The 17,526-nt window shown below is 56.4% G+C and carries 15 protein-coding genes; all 15 read right to left on the bottom strand.

Annotated elements, in window-relative coordinates; genetic code table 11:
- Positions 1 to 522 precede the first annotated feature (522 nt).
- Positions 523 to 1,335 carry a DnaJ domain-containing protein gene (locus LBR61_05980; GenBank protein MDR1731626.1) on the bottom strand — a complete coding sequence of 271 codons (813 nt, stop codon included), beginning with the start codon at positions 1,333 to 1,335 and terminating at the stop codon, positions 523 to 525.
- 418 nt (positions 1,336 to 1,753) lie between these two features.
- Complete coding sequence (locus LBR61_05985) at positions 1,754 to 2,857, bottom strand: lactonase family protein (protein MDR1731627.1); 1,104 nt, start codon at positions 2,855 to 2,857, stop codon at positions 1,754 to 1,756.
- Between the two features lie 238 nt (positions 2,858 to 3,095).
- The gene (locus tag LBR61_05990; GenBank protein MDR1731628.1) at positions 3,096 to 5,153 is read right to left on the bottom strand and encodes a TRAP transporter permease; all 2,058 of its coding nucleotides are present in this window, start codon (positions 5,151 to 5,153) and stop codon (positions 3,096 to 3,098) included.
- 62 nt (positions 5,154 to 5,215) lie between these two features.
- Complete coding sequence (locus tag LBR61_05995; GenBank protein MDR1731629.1) at positions 5,216 to 6,490, bottom strand: TRAP transporter large permease; 1,275 nt, start codon at positions 6,488 to 6,490, stop codon at positions 5,216 to 5,218.
- Complete coding sequence (locus LBR61_06000) at positions 6,468 to 6,965, bottom strand: TRAP transporter small permease (GenBank protein ID MDR1731630.1); 498 nt, start codon at positions 6,963 to 6,965, stop codon at positions 6,468 to 6,470. Before LBR61_06000 ends, LBR61_05995 begins: the two co-directional genes overlap by 23 nt.
- Before the next feature lie 333 nt (positions 6,966 to 7,298).
- Positions 7,299 to 7,817, bottom strand: a complete 519-nt coding sequence (locus LBR61_06005; protein MDR1731631.1) for a hypothetical protein — start codon at positions 7,815 to 7,817, stop codon at positions 7,299 to 7,301.
- Between the two features lie 50 nt (positions 7,818 to 7,867).
- Positions 7,868 to 8,533, bottom strand: a complete 666-nt coding sequence (locus tag LBR61_06010; protein MDR1731632.1) for a (Fe-S)-binding protein — start codon at positions 8,531 to 8,533, stop codon at positions 7,868 to 7,870.
- A 38-nt stretch (positions 8,534 to 8,571) separates the two neighbouring features.
- A complete protein-coding gene (locus LBR61_06015; protein ID MDR1731633.1) occupies positions 8,572 to 9,366 on the bottom strand; it encodes an ATP-binding cassette domain-containing protein in 795 nt (264 codons plus the stop codon).
- A complete protein-coding gene (locus LBR61_06020) occupies positions 9,363 to 10,175 on the bottom strand; it encodes an ABC transporter ATP-binding protein (GenBank protein MDR1731634.1) in 813 nt (270 codons plus the stop codon). Before LBR61_06020 ends, LBR61_06015 begins: the two co-directional genes overlap by 4 nt.
- Positions 10,172 to 11,404, bottom strand: coding sequence for an ABC transporter permease (locus LBR61_06025; GenBank protein ID MDR1731635.1), 1,233 nt, complete (start codon positions 11,402 to 11,404; stop codon positions 10,172 to 10,174). Before LBR61_06025 ends, LBR61_06020 begins: the two co-directional genes overlap by 4 nt.
- Positions 11,405 to 11,512: 108 nt before the next feature.
- Positions 11,513 to 12,385, bottom strand: a complete 873-nt coding sequence (locus tag LBR61_06030) for a hypothetical protein (GenBank protein MDR1731636.1) — start codon at positions 12,383 to 12,385, stop codon at positions 11,513 to 11,515.
- A gap of 3 nt (positions 12,386 to 12,388) precedes the next feature.
- Complete coding sequence (locus LBR61_06035; protein ID MDR1731637.1) at positions 12,389 to 14,002, bottom strand: hypothetical protein; 1,614 nt, start codon at positions 14,000 to 14,002, stop codon at positions 12,389 to 12,391.
- A gap of 28 nt (positions 14,003 to 14,030) precedes the next feature.
- A complete protein-coding gene (locus LBR61_06040) occupies positions 14,031 to 14,996 on the bottom strand; it encodes an ABC transporter permease (protein ID MDR1731638.1) in 966 nt (321 codons plus the stop codon).
- Positions 14,997 to 15,044: 48 nt separating this feature from the next.
- On the bottom strand, positions 15,045 to 16,847 hold the full coding sequence (locus LBR61_06045) for an ABC transporter substrate-binding protein (GenBank protein ID MDR1731639.1): 1,803 nt from the start codon (positions 16,845 to 16,847) through the stop codon (positions 15,045 to 15,047).
- Between the two features lie 64 nt (positions 16,848 to 16,911).
- Complete coding sequence (locus tag LBR61_06050; GenBank protein MDR1731640.1) at positions 16,912 to 17,403, bottom strand: hypothetical protein; 492 nt, start codon at positions 17,401 to 17,403, stop codon at positions 16,912 to 16,914.
- Positions 17,404 to 17,526 lie beyond the last annotated feature (123 nt).

Consider the following 17,526-nt stretch of genomic DNA (forward strand, 5'->3'; position numbering starts at 1 on the left):
GCCTTGGAGTGAAGTACCTGCCGGCGAAGGAATGGGGAGAGTTTATGGTGGAGGCCGACACGCAGCTGGGCGCGGTCATGAAGGAAGCCGGAATCGCCAAGTAGAAAATAATTCAGCGAGTATTGAGCCGCCCCCGGGTTTACGCCGGAGGCGGCTTTAATTTATCGGTTTATTTACTTTCAAACAGAGCAATAATCTCATTCGCCATTATGTTGTTAATACCAATTTGCTTTCAACCGAGCGTTAATGAAGAAGCTAATGTTTGAATATCACTGCTTTTAGCTATTCTAACTTTAGGCCTTTTATTTCAAATTGGTATAAAATCATACGGAACCTGAAATCCCTTGAGTTCATCTTTAAGAAAGCCTGTTCGAGCCGCCGGTTTCTTCGAATATTCGGAGGCAATCGCCTGGACAATCACCTGGGGTTTGCCATGGCTGGTTATAATAAAAGGAAATCCCGCTTTTTGATTTCTTTCAGGAACGATTGTTTAAGTGAGTATCAGTGAGACTCGGCGTTTTGTCATCTTATGTCCCGGTCCATCTCCAGGGTGGAGGAGGACCAGGCGAACAGCACCCAGAAAATCCCCGCGTCCAGAAGAAAGTTCAGGAGACCGCTGCCGTAGTCGTTGCCTCCATTGAGCCACTTCAGCAGAAAGACGCAGATCATCGCGCTGAACAGGGCATACATCCAAAAAAAGGCTTTCCCCGGTTTTCTGCGGGCGTTCATCATCATAAAACGCAATATAAAAAAGACAATCCACAGGCCAAGCGTCAGTAGTCCCGAGGTAAACCCGAACTGACTGATGACCCTGAACGGCGAAGGCACCCGGGCGGCCGAGGCCAGAAACATTTCACTTATGGTAGAAAACACGGCGATGGCAAGACAACACAGAAAGACCGTCCCGATCAGTTTTTCCCGCAGGAGATAGTCTTTCATCGTATAGCTCTCGGCCTTTTGCTTCTGCGCCTCGCGGATTCTACGGAAAAGCTCCTGAGGATCCATGGGCTCCGCTGCCTTCTTCGGCGGCTGAGGGGGCGGCGGCGTCTGCTTCTCATGGGAAACGCTCTGGGGCTCCGAGTGAACGGAAGCGTCATAAATGGGTGAATTCGCCGCGAAACCATGAGTGTGGTCGTAATCAAACCGCTTCGCCGGCGTGCTCAGTACGTCATAAGCCTCCAGCACAGATCTGTATTGCTCTTCAAAACCCTCTCCCGGGTGAAGGTCAGGGTGATACTGTTTAATGATTTTTCTGAAATGATTTTTCAGATCTCTGGGCGAAATCCTGGGGTCTACACCCAAAATTTCGTAATAACTTTTTTTCTCACCTGCCATATCTCTTTCCCTCCACCCGACACCAACCTGCCTGACTGTGGGGTCATTTTATCAGATGATCCCACCCCCGCAAGCCACCATGTCGCAAATTCACCTCTCAAAATCGCTCTCATGCCCAAATAATCTTCCGCGACATACAGGCTGTTTCTCCAACTCTCCGTAAACGTGAACCTGCCAGCTTCCAATTTCCGAATATATTGACAGAGATATAAATAATGTTAATTTCCAAACATGGCTATTGAGTTTTTTCAGCAAGCTTTGGCCCCACGAGTTGGGGATAAGTTACTGTTACAGCAGAGGTCAGCCCTCCAATAATTTAGTGAAAGCTGTTTTCCAAAGTTCAGAACATATCCATCATACATAATAGTCATGATCTGTATTAGTATACTATACGTACGTATTTTTTCGGAAACATCACTCACCTTCTCAGGAAAGGCCGAACGCAGACGGGTGTGGGAATATGCGTTTCGAAGACCTCATCCAGGCTGCCCCATTGGGAATCTATTCTGAAAACCACGAGATTATTCGTGTCCTGGTTGGCCACCAGAAGATAGCTGCCCTCCGCAGTGATGGCAAAGCTCCTTGGGGTTTTCCCCCGACTGGAGACGTTTTCTCTGAGAGACAGGAACCCTTCGGAGGTGATTTCCAGGATGGACAGGGTATCGAGTCCCCGCACGGACGCATAGAGATATTTCCCGTTCGGTAAAATACCGATGTCCGCTCCAATGCTTCCGCTCCGGTCCACGCCGTCGGGCACCAGAGAGACCGTCTGACGATGGATGAGAAAACCCTTTCCGTCGTACTCGAAAGCGCTCACCGAGAGTTCCAGCTCGTTGATCACGTAACAATACCGTCCGGATGGGTGAAATACGCAATGCCGCGGCCCGGCTCCGGCCGTTACGGACACGGGAGGCGGCCCCTTTTTCAGGCCTGCGCCCGAAAAATCCGTTTCATAGACCACGATTTTATCGATGCCCAGATCCGGAACAAAAGCGTATTTTTCCTCCCGGTCGAAAACCGCGGAATGGGCATGGGGACCCTGCTGCCGCAATGGATGAAGGCTTTTTCCCTCGTGCTGGGCGAAAAAAACGCGCTCCCCCAGGCTTCCGTCTTTTTCGACGGGGAAAACGCAGACGCTGCCGCTCATGAAATTCGAAACGGCCACATGAGTATTTTTCGTGTTGACGCTGATGTAACAGGGATCGGTTCCCCCTGTGGCGCGGCTGTTCAAAAAACGGAGCTGCCCGCCCTCTTCCACGGCAAAAGCGCTGGCCGCTCCCGAGGCAAGGCCTTCATATTCTTTCAGTTCGTTTACGCAATACAAAAAACTTCCGCAGGACGAAAGAGTGAGATAAGATGGATTGGGCACGTTCTCCGTCACAAACAGATACGTCAGCTCCCCTGTTTCAGAATCCATTTTATAGCAATAGATACCCTCGCCTTTTCCCACCAGAACGTTTCCCGTTCCGAAAAGAACCGGCTGAGTGTATGTGCCGACGTAAACAAACACCTCTTCCCTCATGAAACAACCCCCGCTCTGCCGCTTTCGAACTGCGCTCTTTTTCAGCTATATTTTTTTATTATAACGTATGAATTAAATATTCTTTGACCATGCGACAAAAATGCGACAAAAAACAATGCAAACCATGAAATGAAAAAACAATGAAAAAAGCGATCTCCCCGTCGAAATTTCTTTCGAAACGAGGAGATCGCGTTCGATGCCGCCAAAACAAAAATTTACGAAAAAAACGTCAATAACTCTATTTTGCGGCAGCAGATCGGCTCTTTTCTCTTTTTGCCAGATACCGCTGGATGAGGAAGAGCGCGACGAAAATCGCGAGGCCGATGAGGTCTGTGCTCATTCCGCTGTCGATGAGGCACAGGGCTCCTCCAAAGACGACAATTCGCAGAAGCGGGTTTATCGTCGTAAAGAGATACCCCTCCACCGCCGCGGCGATCATGAACACGCCGATGCAGGCTCCCGCCGCCACCCTCAAACCACCCAAAAGCGACGTATTGATCAGCAGCAGCTCCGGACAGTAAATAAACATATAGGGGACGATAAAACCGCCTATCGCCAGTTTCACCGAGGCGACACCCGTTTTCATGGGATCTCCCCCCGACAGGCCCGCCGCCGCAAAAGCCGCCAGCGCCACAGGCGGCGTCAGATTCGCGAACATGGCGAAGTAGAAGGAGAACATGTGCGCCGAAATGGGCGGAATCCCCAGTTTCGCCAGCGCCGGAGCCGCGATGGTCGCCGTGATGATGTAGGCCGGGATGGAGGGAACCCCCATACCCAGAATCATGCAGGTGATCATCGTGAAAATCAGCGTGAGAATCAGGCTCTGACTGCCCAAAGTGATGATCGTGTTGGCCATGGTGAGGCCAAATCCCGTTTTGGAGGTGACGCCGATGATGATTCCCACGCAGGCGCAGGCCATCGCCACCGGAACCGTGGCCCTGGCGCCCTCCGCGAAGGAGTCGCATATGTCCCTGAAGCTCATTCGCGTGGCTTTTCTGATGCAGGCGATAACCACTGTGGCCGCAATGGTTATGACGGCTGAAAACACCACCGTCGTCCCGGAAAAGAGAAGCAGATAGAGAAGAAGCACGATGGGAACCAGCAGATGGCCCTTGTCCCTGAGAACGGCGCCGATGCGGGGCAGTTGCTCCCGGGGCAGACCGTGAAGGTCGTTTTTACAGGCTCGCAGATGGACCTGGATGATGATGCCCAGATAGTAGATCAGCGCAGGGATGGCCGCGTGCACGATGATCACCGAGTAGGGAACGCTGAGAATTTCGGCCATGATGAAAGCCGCCGCTCCCATGACGGGGGGCAGCAGCTGACCGCCCACCGAGGCCGAGGCCTCCACCGCGCCGGCAAACTCTTTGCTGTACCCCATTTTTTTCATCAAAGGAATGGTGAAAGCTCCCGTCGTAACCACGTTGGCCACGGCCGAGCCGTTGATGGACCCCAAAAAGCCGGAAGCCACCACGGACACCTTGGCCGGTCCGCCCTTGGTGTGACCCGCCAGAGCCATGGCAACGTCGTTGAAAAACGCCCCCATCCCCGACTTTCCCATCACCGCTCCGAACAGGATGAACAGATAGATATAGCTGGCCGCCACGCTCACCGATGAACCGTAAATCCCCTCCGTGTTGGCGAAGAACTGATTGGAGAGCTGAAGCCAGGAGTATCCCCGATGCCCGAACAGGCCGGGAAGGCTGATGTGCCACAGTCCGCGGGGACCGCAAAGCCCGTAGGCTATGAAGACGATGCTCAGGATGGGCAGGGCCCAGCCGGTCATGCGCCGGGAGCCTTCCAGCACCAGCAGAACCAGCAGCGTGGCCACGATGAGATCGGGAGTGTTCGGGTTTCCCGCCCGGCTGATGATGCCGAGGTAATCCACCCATACATACAGGGGCACCGCCGCCGACAGAAGAATCAGAATCCAGTCGAACCATGTCACTTTTTTCCCGCTTTTGCCGCTGAAGGGATACATGATGAACCCCAAAATCAGCATCATGCCCACGTGCAGCGAACGATGCTTGAGCACCACCGGCGTTCCCAGGAAGGAGGTGATGAAATGGTACAGGGTGACCGCGATGCAGGCCACGTAGAAAAGCTTCGCGACGAAAGCGCTGTCCAAAGAACGCGTCGCGGATTCCTTGTCGAGTTTTTCGATGAGCTCCCGCTGCTGCTTCGTCAGTTTGCCTTCCATGGCTCTGGCAATGGCTTCCTTCGAAACCTCGTCCTCCAGGGGTTGGGACGCTGCCTCCTTTCCCTGAGAATTTTCATGCTTGTCGTCAAAATCCATGCAAAACCACACCTCTCAAAATTATTAAATCATTTGGCAAAAGCCGCAATTGCCCATTGGTATCAGTGCATCAGCAGCGTCGGAAGCCAGGTGGAAAGCGCGGGAATGTAGGACACCATCAACAGAACAATGAGGCAGACGATCAGATAGGGCATGTTGGCCCCCACGATTTTGCTGATGGAAATTTTTCCGATGCTGGAGGCCACGAAAAGACACACCCCCACCGGCGGAGTGATCAGGCCGATGACCAGGTTCAGCACGCAGATCATCGCCGACTGGATGGGGTCCACCCCCACCTGGGTCAGCACGGCCAGAAGCGTCGGAAACAGCGTCATCAGCGCCGCGATCGTCTCCATGAACATCCCCACGAAAAGCAGGAAGATGTTGATAATCAGGATAATCAGAACTTTGTTGCGGGTAAGCGAGAGCATCGTTTTGGCGATGAGCTGAGGGATCTGCTCGCTGGCCAGAATCCACCCGAACACGTTGGCAAAGGCCACCAGCGTGATGATCGACGCCGACATAATCGCGGACTCCTTCAAAACCCGCGGAACGTCCTTAATGTGAAGGTCTCTGTAAATGACCAGTCCCACGAAGAGCGCGTAGACGCAGGCAACGACCGAGGCCTCCGTGGGGCTGAACCATCCGCTGAGAATTCCGGCAAAGATGATGACGATCATGAAGATAGCCCAAATGCCCCCGAAAAATTCCCGCAGGAAAACCCTCCAGGTCGGTTTGGGATACTTGGGATAACCCCGTTTCACCGCAATCCAGTAGGTTATCACCATCATGAACCCGCCGATCAGCAGGCCCGGAATGGCTCCCGCCAGAAAGAGCTTGCCCACGGAAAGCCCCGTCAGCGTCCCCGCGATGATCATGGGCATCGAGGGCGGGATGATGGGACCCAGACAGGAGGAAGAAGCCGTGACGGCACAGGAAAAATCCATGTCGTAACCGTCTCTGTGCATGGCCGGTATCAAAATGGCCCCCAGACTGGACACGTCCGCCACGGCCGTCCCGGACACCCCCGCGAACACCATGGAGTCCACCACGTTGGCCAGGGCCAGCCCTCCGCGAATGTGCCCCACCAGCGCGTTGGAAAAACGCACGATGCGGTCGGAGATGCCCCCCTGGTTCATCAGGTTCCCCGCCAGAATGAAACCCGGTACGCACAGCAGCGTAAAGGAGTTGATTCCCGCGAACATGCGCTGGGGAATCACAGAGAGGGGAATCCCCGCTCCCATCAGATAGAGAAGGGAGGACAGACCCAGAGAAAAGGCCACGGGAATGCCCATGAACAGAAATACCACGAAGCTAAGAAACAGCAGCGTTACCATGATTCACTTCTCCCTTTGCCAGAGATTTGAGGTCTTCGACCACGAGCATAACCGTATAGAGCAGAATACTTCCGGAGTGGAGAACCATGCTGGCGAAGATCCAGTGCATGGGGATCTCCAAGGATGCCGAGGTTTGAATTCTCCCCACGAGGGCGTTTTTCCAGCCATACCAGACCGTGGCCACCATCAGGGCGATGGTCAGAAGGTCGATGACGAGCTGGATCAGGGTTCTCAGACGACCTCTGGTGAAATTGATGAACACGTCCACGTTGACGTAGGCCCGTTCTTTCGCGGCCAGCCCCGCGGCGAAGGCCACCATGTAAAGCATCAGGAAACGGGAGGCCTCCTCCGTCCAGTGGGGAGATTTGGGCAGAAACATCCTTGCGTAAACCTGCAAAAGCACAACGGCAATGAGCCCGGCAAAGAAAATGGAAGACATCCATTCCAGAAAACGATCCAGCGTATTCCTGAACACAATTTCCACCTCCACACACGTGTAATGCGGCACTGATTTCGGTTACAAGTCTGCCTGCGCGTCAAACCTTACAAAGGGCGGGTAATTTTTCTGAAACTTCGCAATATCGTTCCTGACATTACCAACAAAGATATTATATTCCATTCTCATACCTTCCAATCGGTTGAATTTCAATGACCAGACTGGTAAAAATCATGAAACAGAAACTCGGAGGAAAAAAGCAGAGCGTTACAGGATATGACGTACAAAAGTATATCATGGGAACAACAGCGCCCCGCCGAAACGCGGGCAGCCAAAGTTCTTCGGGGGTGCATTCGGGCCGGCCGAAACCCGCTAATTCGTCTCGTCGGCCTCTATGACCAGGGAGGGGCAGACCCTCTTCATCTCGCTCAGAATTTTTTCTCTGTCGTGGCTCTGGATGACGCAGGACTTTCCGTTTTTCAGCTCGATTCGAAATCCCGGCCCGCTGTCCGTGGCGTAAAGGGATTCCCGACCAAAGAAAAAGGCCCTGTTCGTCGGCGCGATGCCGCTGAAAATCCTTTCGGAGCCAATACGCGTCCTGCTGATGCTCTTTATCGCGTCATAACGGATGGTTCGCCGTCTGAAGAGAAAGCCCGCCCACACCTTCAGCTCCGATTCCGTGAGGATGATGCGGGTGCCTCCAAAAGTCACGAGGGCGACCAGAATGATACAAACGGCGAAGACCAGGCGCAAACGGATTTCCGCCGCCAGCGACTCGCCCAGGACCTCCAGAAGGAAAAATCCCAGCGTCACATACAGCGCGAATCCGGCGACCAGAGCGACCACACAGTACTTCGACCATTCGCGGCGCCTGTAAATGTATCCGGTCACGGCGTCTCCTCCTTCCATTTACCCCCGACGAGTTCCCCTGACGAGCCAGCTCAGTGCCGTTCTCGATATTCTTTGATCCGGGCGTGCCATTCGGGCACGTCGCCCTCCGGAGGAACCGTCTCCTCTCCCAGCAGCAGGTCGACGAGATACCGCGGTTTCTTCCCTCCAAAATGCATCGAGCGGACGCAGGTCACGCAGTAGACCGCCACCTCGTCGCAGGGCATGGAAGCGGCGCGCTCCTTCATTCTCGCATGAATCTCCTCCAGAGGCAGATCCGGGTAATAGCTGTCCCCGCAGCATCGGGACGAGGCGGCGTGAAGGGCCGCTTCCACAACTTCGATGTTCATCTTCTTCAGGAGACTCCGGGCCGCCCTGTGAACCTGGGGCTTCGATCGAATCGGACAGGGGTCGTGGAGGCTCATTTTCCGGCCTTTGTAGTCCGGGTACTGAATCCCCTCCACACCGTCCAGAACCTCCCAGAGGGTCAGAGTGGAAATTCCCTCGTACAGCTTGTTAAAACGTCTGTCGCACCCCGCGCACACCACCACGATGCAGGACCCCTTTTCCACCTGGGGATCGTGGTGACAGCAGAGACTGTGCAGCTCCACATTCCCGTCGTATTTGTCGCGCAGCAGCTTCAGAAGCGCGACCTCCGCCTCCGGTTTGTGGATGGTCAGAGCGCAGCCTGGATTGAAATACGTTTTCCCCATCTTCATCCTCTCTTTTCTCTCTGTGTTTTCTCTCTTTTCTTTGTTTAAAGTCGGGGCAGGGCCGCCAGCAGCGCCTGAGTGTAGGGATGAGTCGGTTTTTCCAGCAGGTCGGCGGCAGAACCGGACTCCGCGATTTCCCCCTTCCAGAGAACCAGAGCGTACTCCGCGGCGTAACGGGCAAGCAGCAGATCGTGAGTCACGAGAATCATGGACATTCCCCTCCGAATCCGGCGGCTCAGAACGTCCAGCACCTCTCCCCGGGTAGAAACGTCCTGCATGGCGGTGGGCTCGTCCGCCAGAAGCAGCTCCGGCTCCAGAATCAGAGCCCGGGCTATGGCCACCCTCTGACGCTGGCCCCCGGAAAGGGCATGGCGCACACGAACGTTCCACAGGGATTCGGGCAGCTTCAGCTCCGTCAGAAGTTTCTTCGCCCGATTCAGCCCCTCTTCCCTCTCCCGCCGGGAAGGGTGCACAAGGGTCCAGGGCTCCAGAACGGCCCCCAGAACCGTCAGCGTCGGCGGCAGAGAGCTGTAGGGGTCCTGGGACACGTACCCGCAGCGACGGCGCATGGTCTGGCGTTCTTCCGCCGTCATTTCGGCCAGATCCCGCCCCTGAAAGGTCACGCTTCCCTCCGTGGGAGGCACGAGGCCCAGGAGCGCCCGCAGCAGGGTGGTCTTTCCGCTGCCGGATTCTCCCACGATGGACAGGGTTTTACTCTCTTTTTCCAGGTTCAGGGAAAAGTGCCGCAGAGCCCAGACGCCTCCCCTTTCAATCCCCGGGAGTTTTCGCCGTCCCTCAAAATGTACCCCCAGGTCCGTCGCCGTCAGCAGCGCCGTCATGACTCGGCCTCCGCGACCAAAGCCCCCGGCCGCTCCATACGCCGCAGAGCTTCGATCAGCTCCCGGGTCGAAGGGCTTCGGGGATGTTCCACCACCTGACGGCAGGGTCCGTTTTCAACGATGCGGCCCTCCTTCATCACAACCAGGCGGTCGCAGATCCCCGCCGCCAGAGGCAGATCGTGGGTCACCAGCAGAAGCCCCATACCGCGGCTTCGCACCAGAGACACGATCATGCTCAGCACTTCCTTTTGGGTGACCACGTCCAGCGCCGTTGTGGGTTCGTCCGCCAGCAGAAAATCCGGATCGCAGGCCAGAGCCGTCGCCAGCGCCGCCCGCTGTTTCTGCCCGCCCGAAAGCTCGTGGGGATAACGGGCGAAAAAGGACGTCTCCAGTCCGGTGGTTTTCAGCAAATCCATGGCGCGGTTCCTGGCCTCCTCCTTCTTCATATGGAAATGGAAACGCAGAACTTCCATGATATGACCGCCAATGGAGATCTGAGGGGTGAAGGAAGCCCCCGTCCCCTGGGGAACCAGAGCGAAACGACGCCAGCGCCAGGTGTTCAGCGCCTCTTCTCCCAGAGAAAGGAGGTTCTCCCCGTCGCACAAAATCCGGCCCGTAACGGCGGTTCCTCTCGGCAGAAGACGGGGGATGGCCATCAGCACGCTGGTCTTTCCGCTGCCGGACTCTCCCACGAGGCCCGCCACATCTCCCCGGGATACGGAGAAACTGCATTCCCGAACGGCCGGAATTTCACCCCTGGGGGAGGAATAGGTGACGGAGAGATTTTGTATATCCAGCGTCACGCTCATGCCGCGGGCCCCCCTTCTCCGTCGCCCCGGCCGTTACGGAGGGAATCCGCTCCCGCCGCGCCGGGCGGCAGTTCCTGAGAAAGACGGGGGTCGGCTCGCTCCTCCAGCCGGCGTCCTATGTCCATAAAAATCAGGCATATCAAAGAAATACCCAGCCCCGGAGGCAAAATCATCCACCACGCCCCGTTGGTGAAGGCCCCAAAGGTGTGAGCCTCGTGAAGCATACGCCCCCAGGAGGGCAGTCGGGGATCGGAGAGGCCGAGAAACGCCAGCCCCGCCTCGGCGAGAATCGCTCCCGGCACGCCCAGGGCGATGTTCGCCAGCAGCAGGGGAAGGGCCTCCGGCAGCAGATGACGGAAAAGAATGTAATTTCGCTTCGCCCCCAAAGCTCTCAATCCCTCCACCCAGGGCGCGTCGCGCAGGGTGAGGGTCAGGGAGCGCACCGTGCGGGCCGTTCCCATCCATGAAAAAATCGACAGGATCAAAACGAGGTTCCACAGGCTTTTACCCCACAGGCCGGCGATGACCATCAGAATCGGCAGCGTGGGAATGGAGAGCAGCACGTCCACAGCCCGCATGATCAGAGCGTCGGTGAGGCCCCCCGCGTAACCGGACAAAAGCCCCAGAGACAGCCCCGCCAGAGTCGCGATCAGCGTGGCGGCAATGCCCACGATCAGGGATATGCGAATACCCCGCACGAACAGGGCGGCAACGTCTCGCCCCCGCTGGTCCGTCCCCAGAAGTCCCCATCGACCGCCTTCAATCTTCATGAAAACATCGCCGCTGCCCACCAGGGAAAGACGATATTCTCCCTTTTCGGGGAAAAGCACCGCGGCCATGTTCACAAAGGGCCCCAGCCCCATGGCTTTTTTGAAGGGAATATCCCGGGCGTCCAGGTCAAGCTCTCCGGCGCCGGAGGCCGGAACGAACCGCCCCGATGGCGTGATCCATCGCAGCTCTCCCTTCTCCCCCAGGCTTCCGGTCAGGGAAACCCTCAAAGGAGCGGCATAATTCCAGTTCAGGACGACTTCCGGTGGAACCGGCGTGTCCTCCGCTCCATCCACATGCAGAACCTCCACCGGAGCGATGGAGTCGTCCATCCACTCCGGCTTCGAATACGGCGGCGCCTGAGGACCGTCTTTCAACCCCAGAGTCTCGGGCCCCAAAAAAGCCATCAGCACCAGCAGCAAAAAACAAAAAGGGGCGACCTGATGAAAAATACCTTTCACTTCATTTGGACTCCAATAATATCGACTCCCATTTTCACCGGCCCCGAAAGGTCCCGGGAGAATGGGGCTTCAAAACAGATTATTAACACAGGTTCTTAAAACAGGTTTTTAAAACAGGTTAATGGAGGAATCTTTGCGGGATTCCTGCGATTCCTGCTCTTCTTTTTCCTTTTCGTACTGTTCGACCAGAGCGTCCACCTGTTCGAGGTTGATCTGCACGCAGTTTTGAAGGTCGAACAGGGTGAAACAGTCCTCGGCGTAGGCCCGGCAGTCGCTCATCTCAATATCTCCGATCTCCCGGCGCTTCACTTCCCCGCGCCATTCCGGGAACCGGTTTCGAATCTCCAGGGCCAGCTTTTCCGCCTGTTCCTGGGCGTCGTGGTGACGCACCGAGTAGACCACGAAAAGCGAGAAAACGCAGGGGACCTCCGCGGGAGGCTCTTCTCCTCTGGGGTCGTAGTCGATCCAGTAACCCATGACGTTGGCGGTGTACTTCTTACCCTCGTTTTTCATGTAGCTCCAGAGAGGCGCCGTGCGGGCCAAAAGGGACTCCGGCAGAATTTCGCGGCGATAGCGGCAGCAGAGCCAGTTTTGCAGGGTTATCTTCGCCTTTTCCTCGAAGAAGAAATTTTTGTCCGGCTGCATGGCGGGGATGATGTTGTGCTTGGAGATGGCGAGGCGCAGGGACCCTCGCAGCTCCACCACGGCCGGCTCTCCGTCGAAGAGACAATCCAGGTGCAGGAGGCTCGGGTGCTTCGCGTGGGTCAGCTCCGGAGATGCCGTCGGAATCCGCTTGGCTCCCACAAATTCCACCATGGGCTCCAGCACCATGTTGTCGTTCATGATGTCTCCGTCATGAGAAACAACACAAAGATACGTGATGTCTTCGTTCAGTGTCTTTACCAGGCCGGGATTGTAATTTCTCAGAATATCCACGTTGATCATACTGCATTGACGCCATTTCGTGTCTTTGTTCCACATGATCTATACCTCGCAATACAAGGGAGTCGAGTACAGCGTTACCGTATGCTGGAACGGGTGAAAAGGTTTCGTCGCCCCTTTGGGCTTGCGACGCAACTCTTCGACCCTCTGCGCCATTTCTTTCAGAATCTTCAGATCCTGTCCTGTTATTTTCTGTCTCTTCAGCTTATGCAGGAAAAGCTCTCCATCCGGGAAAGGACGTCGGGCCGTGGCGCCGATGCGGGGAACGGCGACCTGCTCCACCCGATCCGCCACCTCCAGGCAGTACAGCAACAGCTCCTGCTGAGCGGCATTGGGGGCCCTGTCGCTGAACCAGGAATATAACACTCCGGGAGAAACCTCGAAAAGAAACGCCAGGTCCTCGCAGGAAAGCCCCAGGATTTTTCGAAGCCGCACCAGCTGCTTGCCCGTGGCGGTTGGCTCCGAAACCTTTTTTCCGCCCTCCGGTCCGGATTTCTGTTCGGTGGAACCCGTCGGGAAGAAGGGCGCTTTTTTGGGCTCCTGCGGTGGCGTGAACTTCTCGAAATCCGTGGAGACCATGGGTTCTTCGATTTTTTCCGATGGTTCCGGCTTCTCGATTTTGGGAAGCTCCTCTGCCTTCTCAGCATTTTTCAAATTTTTGTCGGACTTCGTGAACTTCGACATGGCCGCGCTTCCAAAGGAAAACAGGGAGGAAACCTTCGGACGCTCCCCTGCCGTCCCCTCTGCGGAGGACTTCTCCGTCCCGCCCTCCGTTCGACCGGACAGACCGGCCAAAAAGTCCCTGACGTCCCTGGCCGCGCCCCTGGGGGGCTGTTCGGGCTCCGAAGACCTGCGAAGCTCGTCGAAACGCTCGGAGCGGACGGGCATGAAGAAGTCGTCGGAGGGAGCGGGGGAAGCGTGAGGCTTTCCGCCCGTTTTCGACGCGTCTTCCACGCCTGAAACTTCACCTCTGGGCGTCCGTTCGGCCGATTTGCGCTCCGTTCCTCCGTCGAAATAGCCTTTTTCCTCTGAAACCGGAAAAGGTTCCGAATCCATATAATACTTGTCCTTTATATCCTGAGCGGACCCCCTGTCGGGGGAGTCGTCAAGACGCGAGGAGCGCACCGGAGCGTAAAAATCGTTGAGGCTGTCCGCATCCGTGAAAAATCCCGCCCCCTGGTCCGTCGCCGGAGCCGGATGAGGCTCTTCCTTCACCTTCCCCCCGAAGAACTCCACCGACTCGTCCATCCAGGATTTGGTGTAGGTTATTTCTTCTTTCACGGTTTTGGGCGCGTCCGCTTTTTGGGGCGGCTCCACCTTTGGAATCTCCGGTTTTGGAGTTTCCACTTTTGGGATTTCCACTTTCGGGACTTCCGGTTTTGGAATTTCTGTTTTTAAAACTTCTGTTTTTAAAACTTCTTCCGCCATCGGTTTCGGTGCGGGTTCCGGCTTTGCCGCATCCGGCGTCGTTTTCTTCGGCTGCAGGGCGTCCATTTTCCCGGCCTCATCCAGCAGGTCCGCAAGCAACTTTCCGTCGGAAATACCGGCAAAGCGCAAAAAGGACACGTAACTGACGACCTTTTGAAGGTCCGCTTCACTCAGCGCGCAGATCATTCGATAAAGTTTCTCCCGGTCCACGGATGGCCCTTTCGTCACGAAAAAAACCCCTTTCCGAATGTAAAAATCATTGTACACCGCCCCGACGGACGCGAGGATCGACCAGTACGCAAAGCAGGTCCGCAAGAAGATTGCAGCCCACCGTCAGGAGCGCCAGAAGAAAAAACGCGGCCCCCGCCGAGGGATAATCGTGGGAATTGGTGGCCTCCAGCAGAAAACGGCCCGCTCCGTTCAGGGAAAACACCGTCTCCGTAATCACGGCTCCGCTCACCACTCCCGGCAGGGAGAGCAAAAGGATCGTCACCACGGGGGGCAGCACGGATCGAAAGGCGTGGTTCCAGATCACACGCCTTCTCGGCAGTCCCCGGGCAATCGCCATGAGAACATAATCTTCTCCCAAAGCCTTCACCATCATATTGCGAACGTAAAGCGCCCAGCCCCCGAAACTCAGGACGACCAGGGAAAACAGGGGAAGCGCCAGATGCCACAGGTAATCCACCGCTCCCGCGAGACCCGTCCGGGGCGGAATGGAGGAGCTGCCGCTCAGGGGAAAGATCGGCCACAGCCACGCGAACCCCATCAGCAGAAGAATCTGCACGAAAAACGAGGGAAAGGAAAAGGACGCCGCGCCGCTCCAGAGCACAAGCCGCTCCACAATCGAGCCACGTCTCAGCGCCGCCTTCACCCCCAAAAAGATGCCCAGAGCCGCGGAAAACAGCAGCGCCGGAAGCAGAAGCGCCACCGTATTGGGAACGCGGTTTTTCAGCTCATCCCACACCGGCTGCCCCGTCATCATGGACAGCCCAAACCGGAAGGACAGCATCTCCCGTATATAGACGAAAAACTGCTCCCTCAGAGGCCGGTCCAGCCCCCACTGAGCGGCGAGCTGCTGTTTCGCCTCAGGGGAAAAACGCGGATCCACGATGCCGGTCAGAGGATCCCCGGGCATGATGCGGAAAAGAAAGAAGTTCAGCACCAGCACGATCGCCAGCACCGCCAGAGCTCCGCCGAGACGCTTCGCAAAAGCCTTCATTCTTCTCCCTCCAGTCTTTCCTTCGTCGTCGTCATCAATTCATCATCATCAATTCATCATTATCGATACGGCGTCGCTCACCGCCCGGGCGGAAGGGGTGGAAACCGCGGCGGGAGCGTACAGCAAATAATGTTCGTTTCGCGTCATGTGCACGTACTCCCCCGTTCGGGACTCCCGAAAGGTGAAGGGCCCCGTCCCGATCAGTTCGGTCATCTCCGTGCCGTCCAGCGCCGAATGAATGCGCAGCGTGGGCTGCCAGGCCCGCCAGTCCGGCACATTTTCCAGAATGTGTTTCGGCAGAACCGGCATTCCTCCAATGTTGTGCAGGTGCCAGTAACTCGTATTCGCCAGGGCCACGCGCAGAATCCGCGAGTCTTTGTCGACCTCAATGGATTCAATATCCTTTACGCTGTCATAAAAACGGGGAATATTACGATCTTTGATGTACCCAAGGGAAAAAGCCACGTCCTCCACGGTCAAAGGCCGGCCGTCCTGCCATTTCAGCCCGTCTCGCAGCGTAAAAGTGAGGACCGAGCCCTTTTCTCCCGTCGTGATGTCCCAGCTCTCGGCCAGCCAGGGAACGTCCTCGAAGGTCCAGGGGTCCACGGAAAGCATTGAGTCGTAAATCGTTCCCAGCACCGTCCAGTCATAGGCCGTCGTGGAAACAAAGGGATTCAGCGTCCGGATTTCCTCGGGAATATTCCAATAGATGGGCCGGTCCGGGCCTTCCTTCGGGGTCATGGAAATGAGCGTCAGCATGTTGTCCGAGGTGGAGCGCTCGGTGGTGAAAACGCCGTTCCAGTCGCTGCGTATCGCCGCCACCGAATAACGGCTGTAGATGGGCGCCACCGGAACCAGCCGGCAGAGAAGTTTCTGGGCCTCCAAAGCCCGAACCCGCGCCGCGGCCTCGTCGGGAGCGTAACGCAAGCCGGCCAGAACGCCGTCCAGCTCGGGGTCCGCGATGCCGCTCAAATTATACCCTCCCTCCACGTCCATGGAAGAGTGATAAAAAGCGTAAAGAACGTCCGGATCCCGCGACATCGTCCAGGCGTTGGTGCAGGCGTCGAAGTCATGACGGTCCACCCGGGCCAGCATGGTCTGAAAGTCGATGGGCTCCGCCTCCACGGGAAGCCCCAGCTCGTTCAGCGCGTCCGCCATGAGCTGGGCGATTTCGGTGGTCGTCGCGGCCACGGAGGAGGGCGGGCAGAGAATCTTCGTCGGAGGAACCGGTTGTCCGTCCGGCGCGATCAGCCGCCCGAACCGGTCCCAGGTCCACCCGGCGGAGGCCAGACGGCTGCGGGCCGCCTCCATCCCCTGCGGAAGTTCCTCGGGCGACGGGTCGCACCAGGGAGAAACAGGCGGCAAATACGTGGTCAGAGGCTCGCAGTATCCGGAGAACAGATCCCGCGTCCACTGCCGGCGCTGAACCACCTGCGCCGCGGCCTGCCGAAGCTCCACCCGGTTCCAGGGAAATTTTCGAGTGTTGAAAGTAATCATAAAAGAGTGAAAGGTAGGGGCAAGAGACAGCTCCACCCCTCCGGACTCAGACAGCCGCCGGATGTCCGCCGGACGGTAAATGTCCGACAGAACGTCGAGTTTGCCCGTGGACATGGCCAGAAGCTGGGCGTCCATATCCCGGATGACGGGATAATAAAGGTCCTTCATCCTGGGGCCCTCAAACTGGAAAATATCGAAGGACGAAGCCAGAGCGGGCGGAGGAGAAAGAAGCGATACGAAAACGGCGCAAAAAAACACCGTAAAAAACGTAAGAGAGAAGAAGGCAAACAAAGGCTCCTTCGTCAAACGTCCCCAAAAACGCGCTCCGGTGCGTTTCATCGCCTTTTCTCTCATCGCCTTCTCTCCTTTCCGTTCAAATTTTCCGGCCTCAAATTCCGGAGGGTTTCTTTCATCGGCCTCATTCCTCCAGAGGCACCCAACTTATCAGAATTGCACGACAAATTTCCTGGTAGTCCTCTTTTTTCTCCTGAGGGCATCGAAATTCGGCGCTGTAAAGGACGTTGTTCTCCAGACGGCGCACCACCACACAGGCAAAGCCATCCACTTTGTAGCGCAGCAGGTATCCCTGGTCCAGTTCGTTCGATTCGATTTTTTCGGCCCCCGGCGGAATGTCGGTTTCTTTGAAATTCGGCACTTCCGTCACACCGGATACGGCAGAAAAACGTATCTTCATTTCCGGATCCTTGCGGGAGACAAAGGTACGCCCGCTTTCATTTTCGGCCTCTTCAGGCGAATCAAAAAGGTCCTCCGGGACGTCGACTCTGTAACCAAACCGCCGATTGACGTATTCCTTAGCGTCCGCCGCGTCTCTCATTCCGGCCTCAAAACACAGCAGCACCAGCAACGCTCCACAAAGGCCACGGCCATAGCTGCGCATCCACCGTTTCATCGAAAGCCTCCTGTTTTTTCAGAGACGAAACATCGCCCGGAAAAGTAACTAATTCGTTTATTATAACCTCTTTCTTAAAAAAGAGGCCACCCCTCGGCGGCCTCCTGCAACATTACACGATTA

Source organism: Synergistaceae bacterium (assembly GCA_031272035.1).
Lineage (GTDB): Bacteria > Synergistota > Synergistia > Synergistales > Aminobacteriaceae > JAISSA01.

Coding starts and splice junctions, on each gene's coding strand:
- LBR61_05980 (MDR1731626.1), bottom strand. CDS start 1,335: ATGGCAGGTGAGAAAAAAAGTTATTACGAAATTTTGGGTGTAGACCCC.
- LBR61_05985 (MDR1731627.1), bottom strand. CDS start 2,857: ATGAGGGAAGAGGTGTTTGTTTACGTCGGCACATACACTCAGCCGGTT.
- LBR61_05990 (MDR1731628.1), bottom strand. CDS start 5,153: ATGGATTTTGACGACAAGCATGAAAATTCTCAGGGAAAGGAGGCAGCG.
- LBR61_05995 (MDR1731629.1), bottom strand. CDS start 6,490: ATGGTAACGCTGCTGTTTCTTAGCTTCGTGGTATTTCTGTTCATGGGC.
- LBR61_06010 (MDR1731632.1), bottom strand. CDS start 8,533: ATGAAGATGGGGAAAACGTATTTCAATCCAGGCTGCGCTCTGACCATC.
- LBR61_06015 (MDR1731633.1), bottom strand. CDS start 9,366: ATGACGGCGCTGCTGACGGCGACGGACCTGGGGGTACATTTTGAGGGA.
- LBR61_06020 (MDR1731634.1), bottom strand. CDS start 10,175: ATGAGCGTGACGCTGGATATACAAAATCTCTCCGTCACCTATTCCTCC.
- LBR61_06030 (MDR1731636.1), bottom strand. CDS start 12,385: ATGTGGAACAAAGACACGAAATGGCGTCAATGCAGTATGATCAACGTG.
- LBR61_06040 (MDR1731638.1), bottom strand. CDS start 14,996: ATGAAGGCTTTTGCGAAGCGTCTCGGCGGAGCTCTGGCGGTGCTGGCG.
- LBR61_06045 (MDR1731639.1), bottom strand. CDS start 16,847: ATGAGAGAAAAGGCGATGAAACGCACCGGAGCGCGTTTTTGGGGACGT.
- LBR61_06050 (MDR1731640.1), bottom strand. CDS start 17,403: ATGAAACGGTGGATGCGCAGCTATGGCCGTGGCCTTTGTGGAGCGTTG.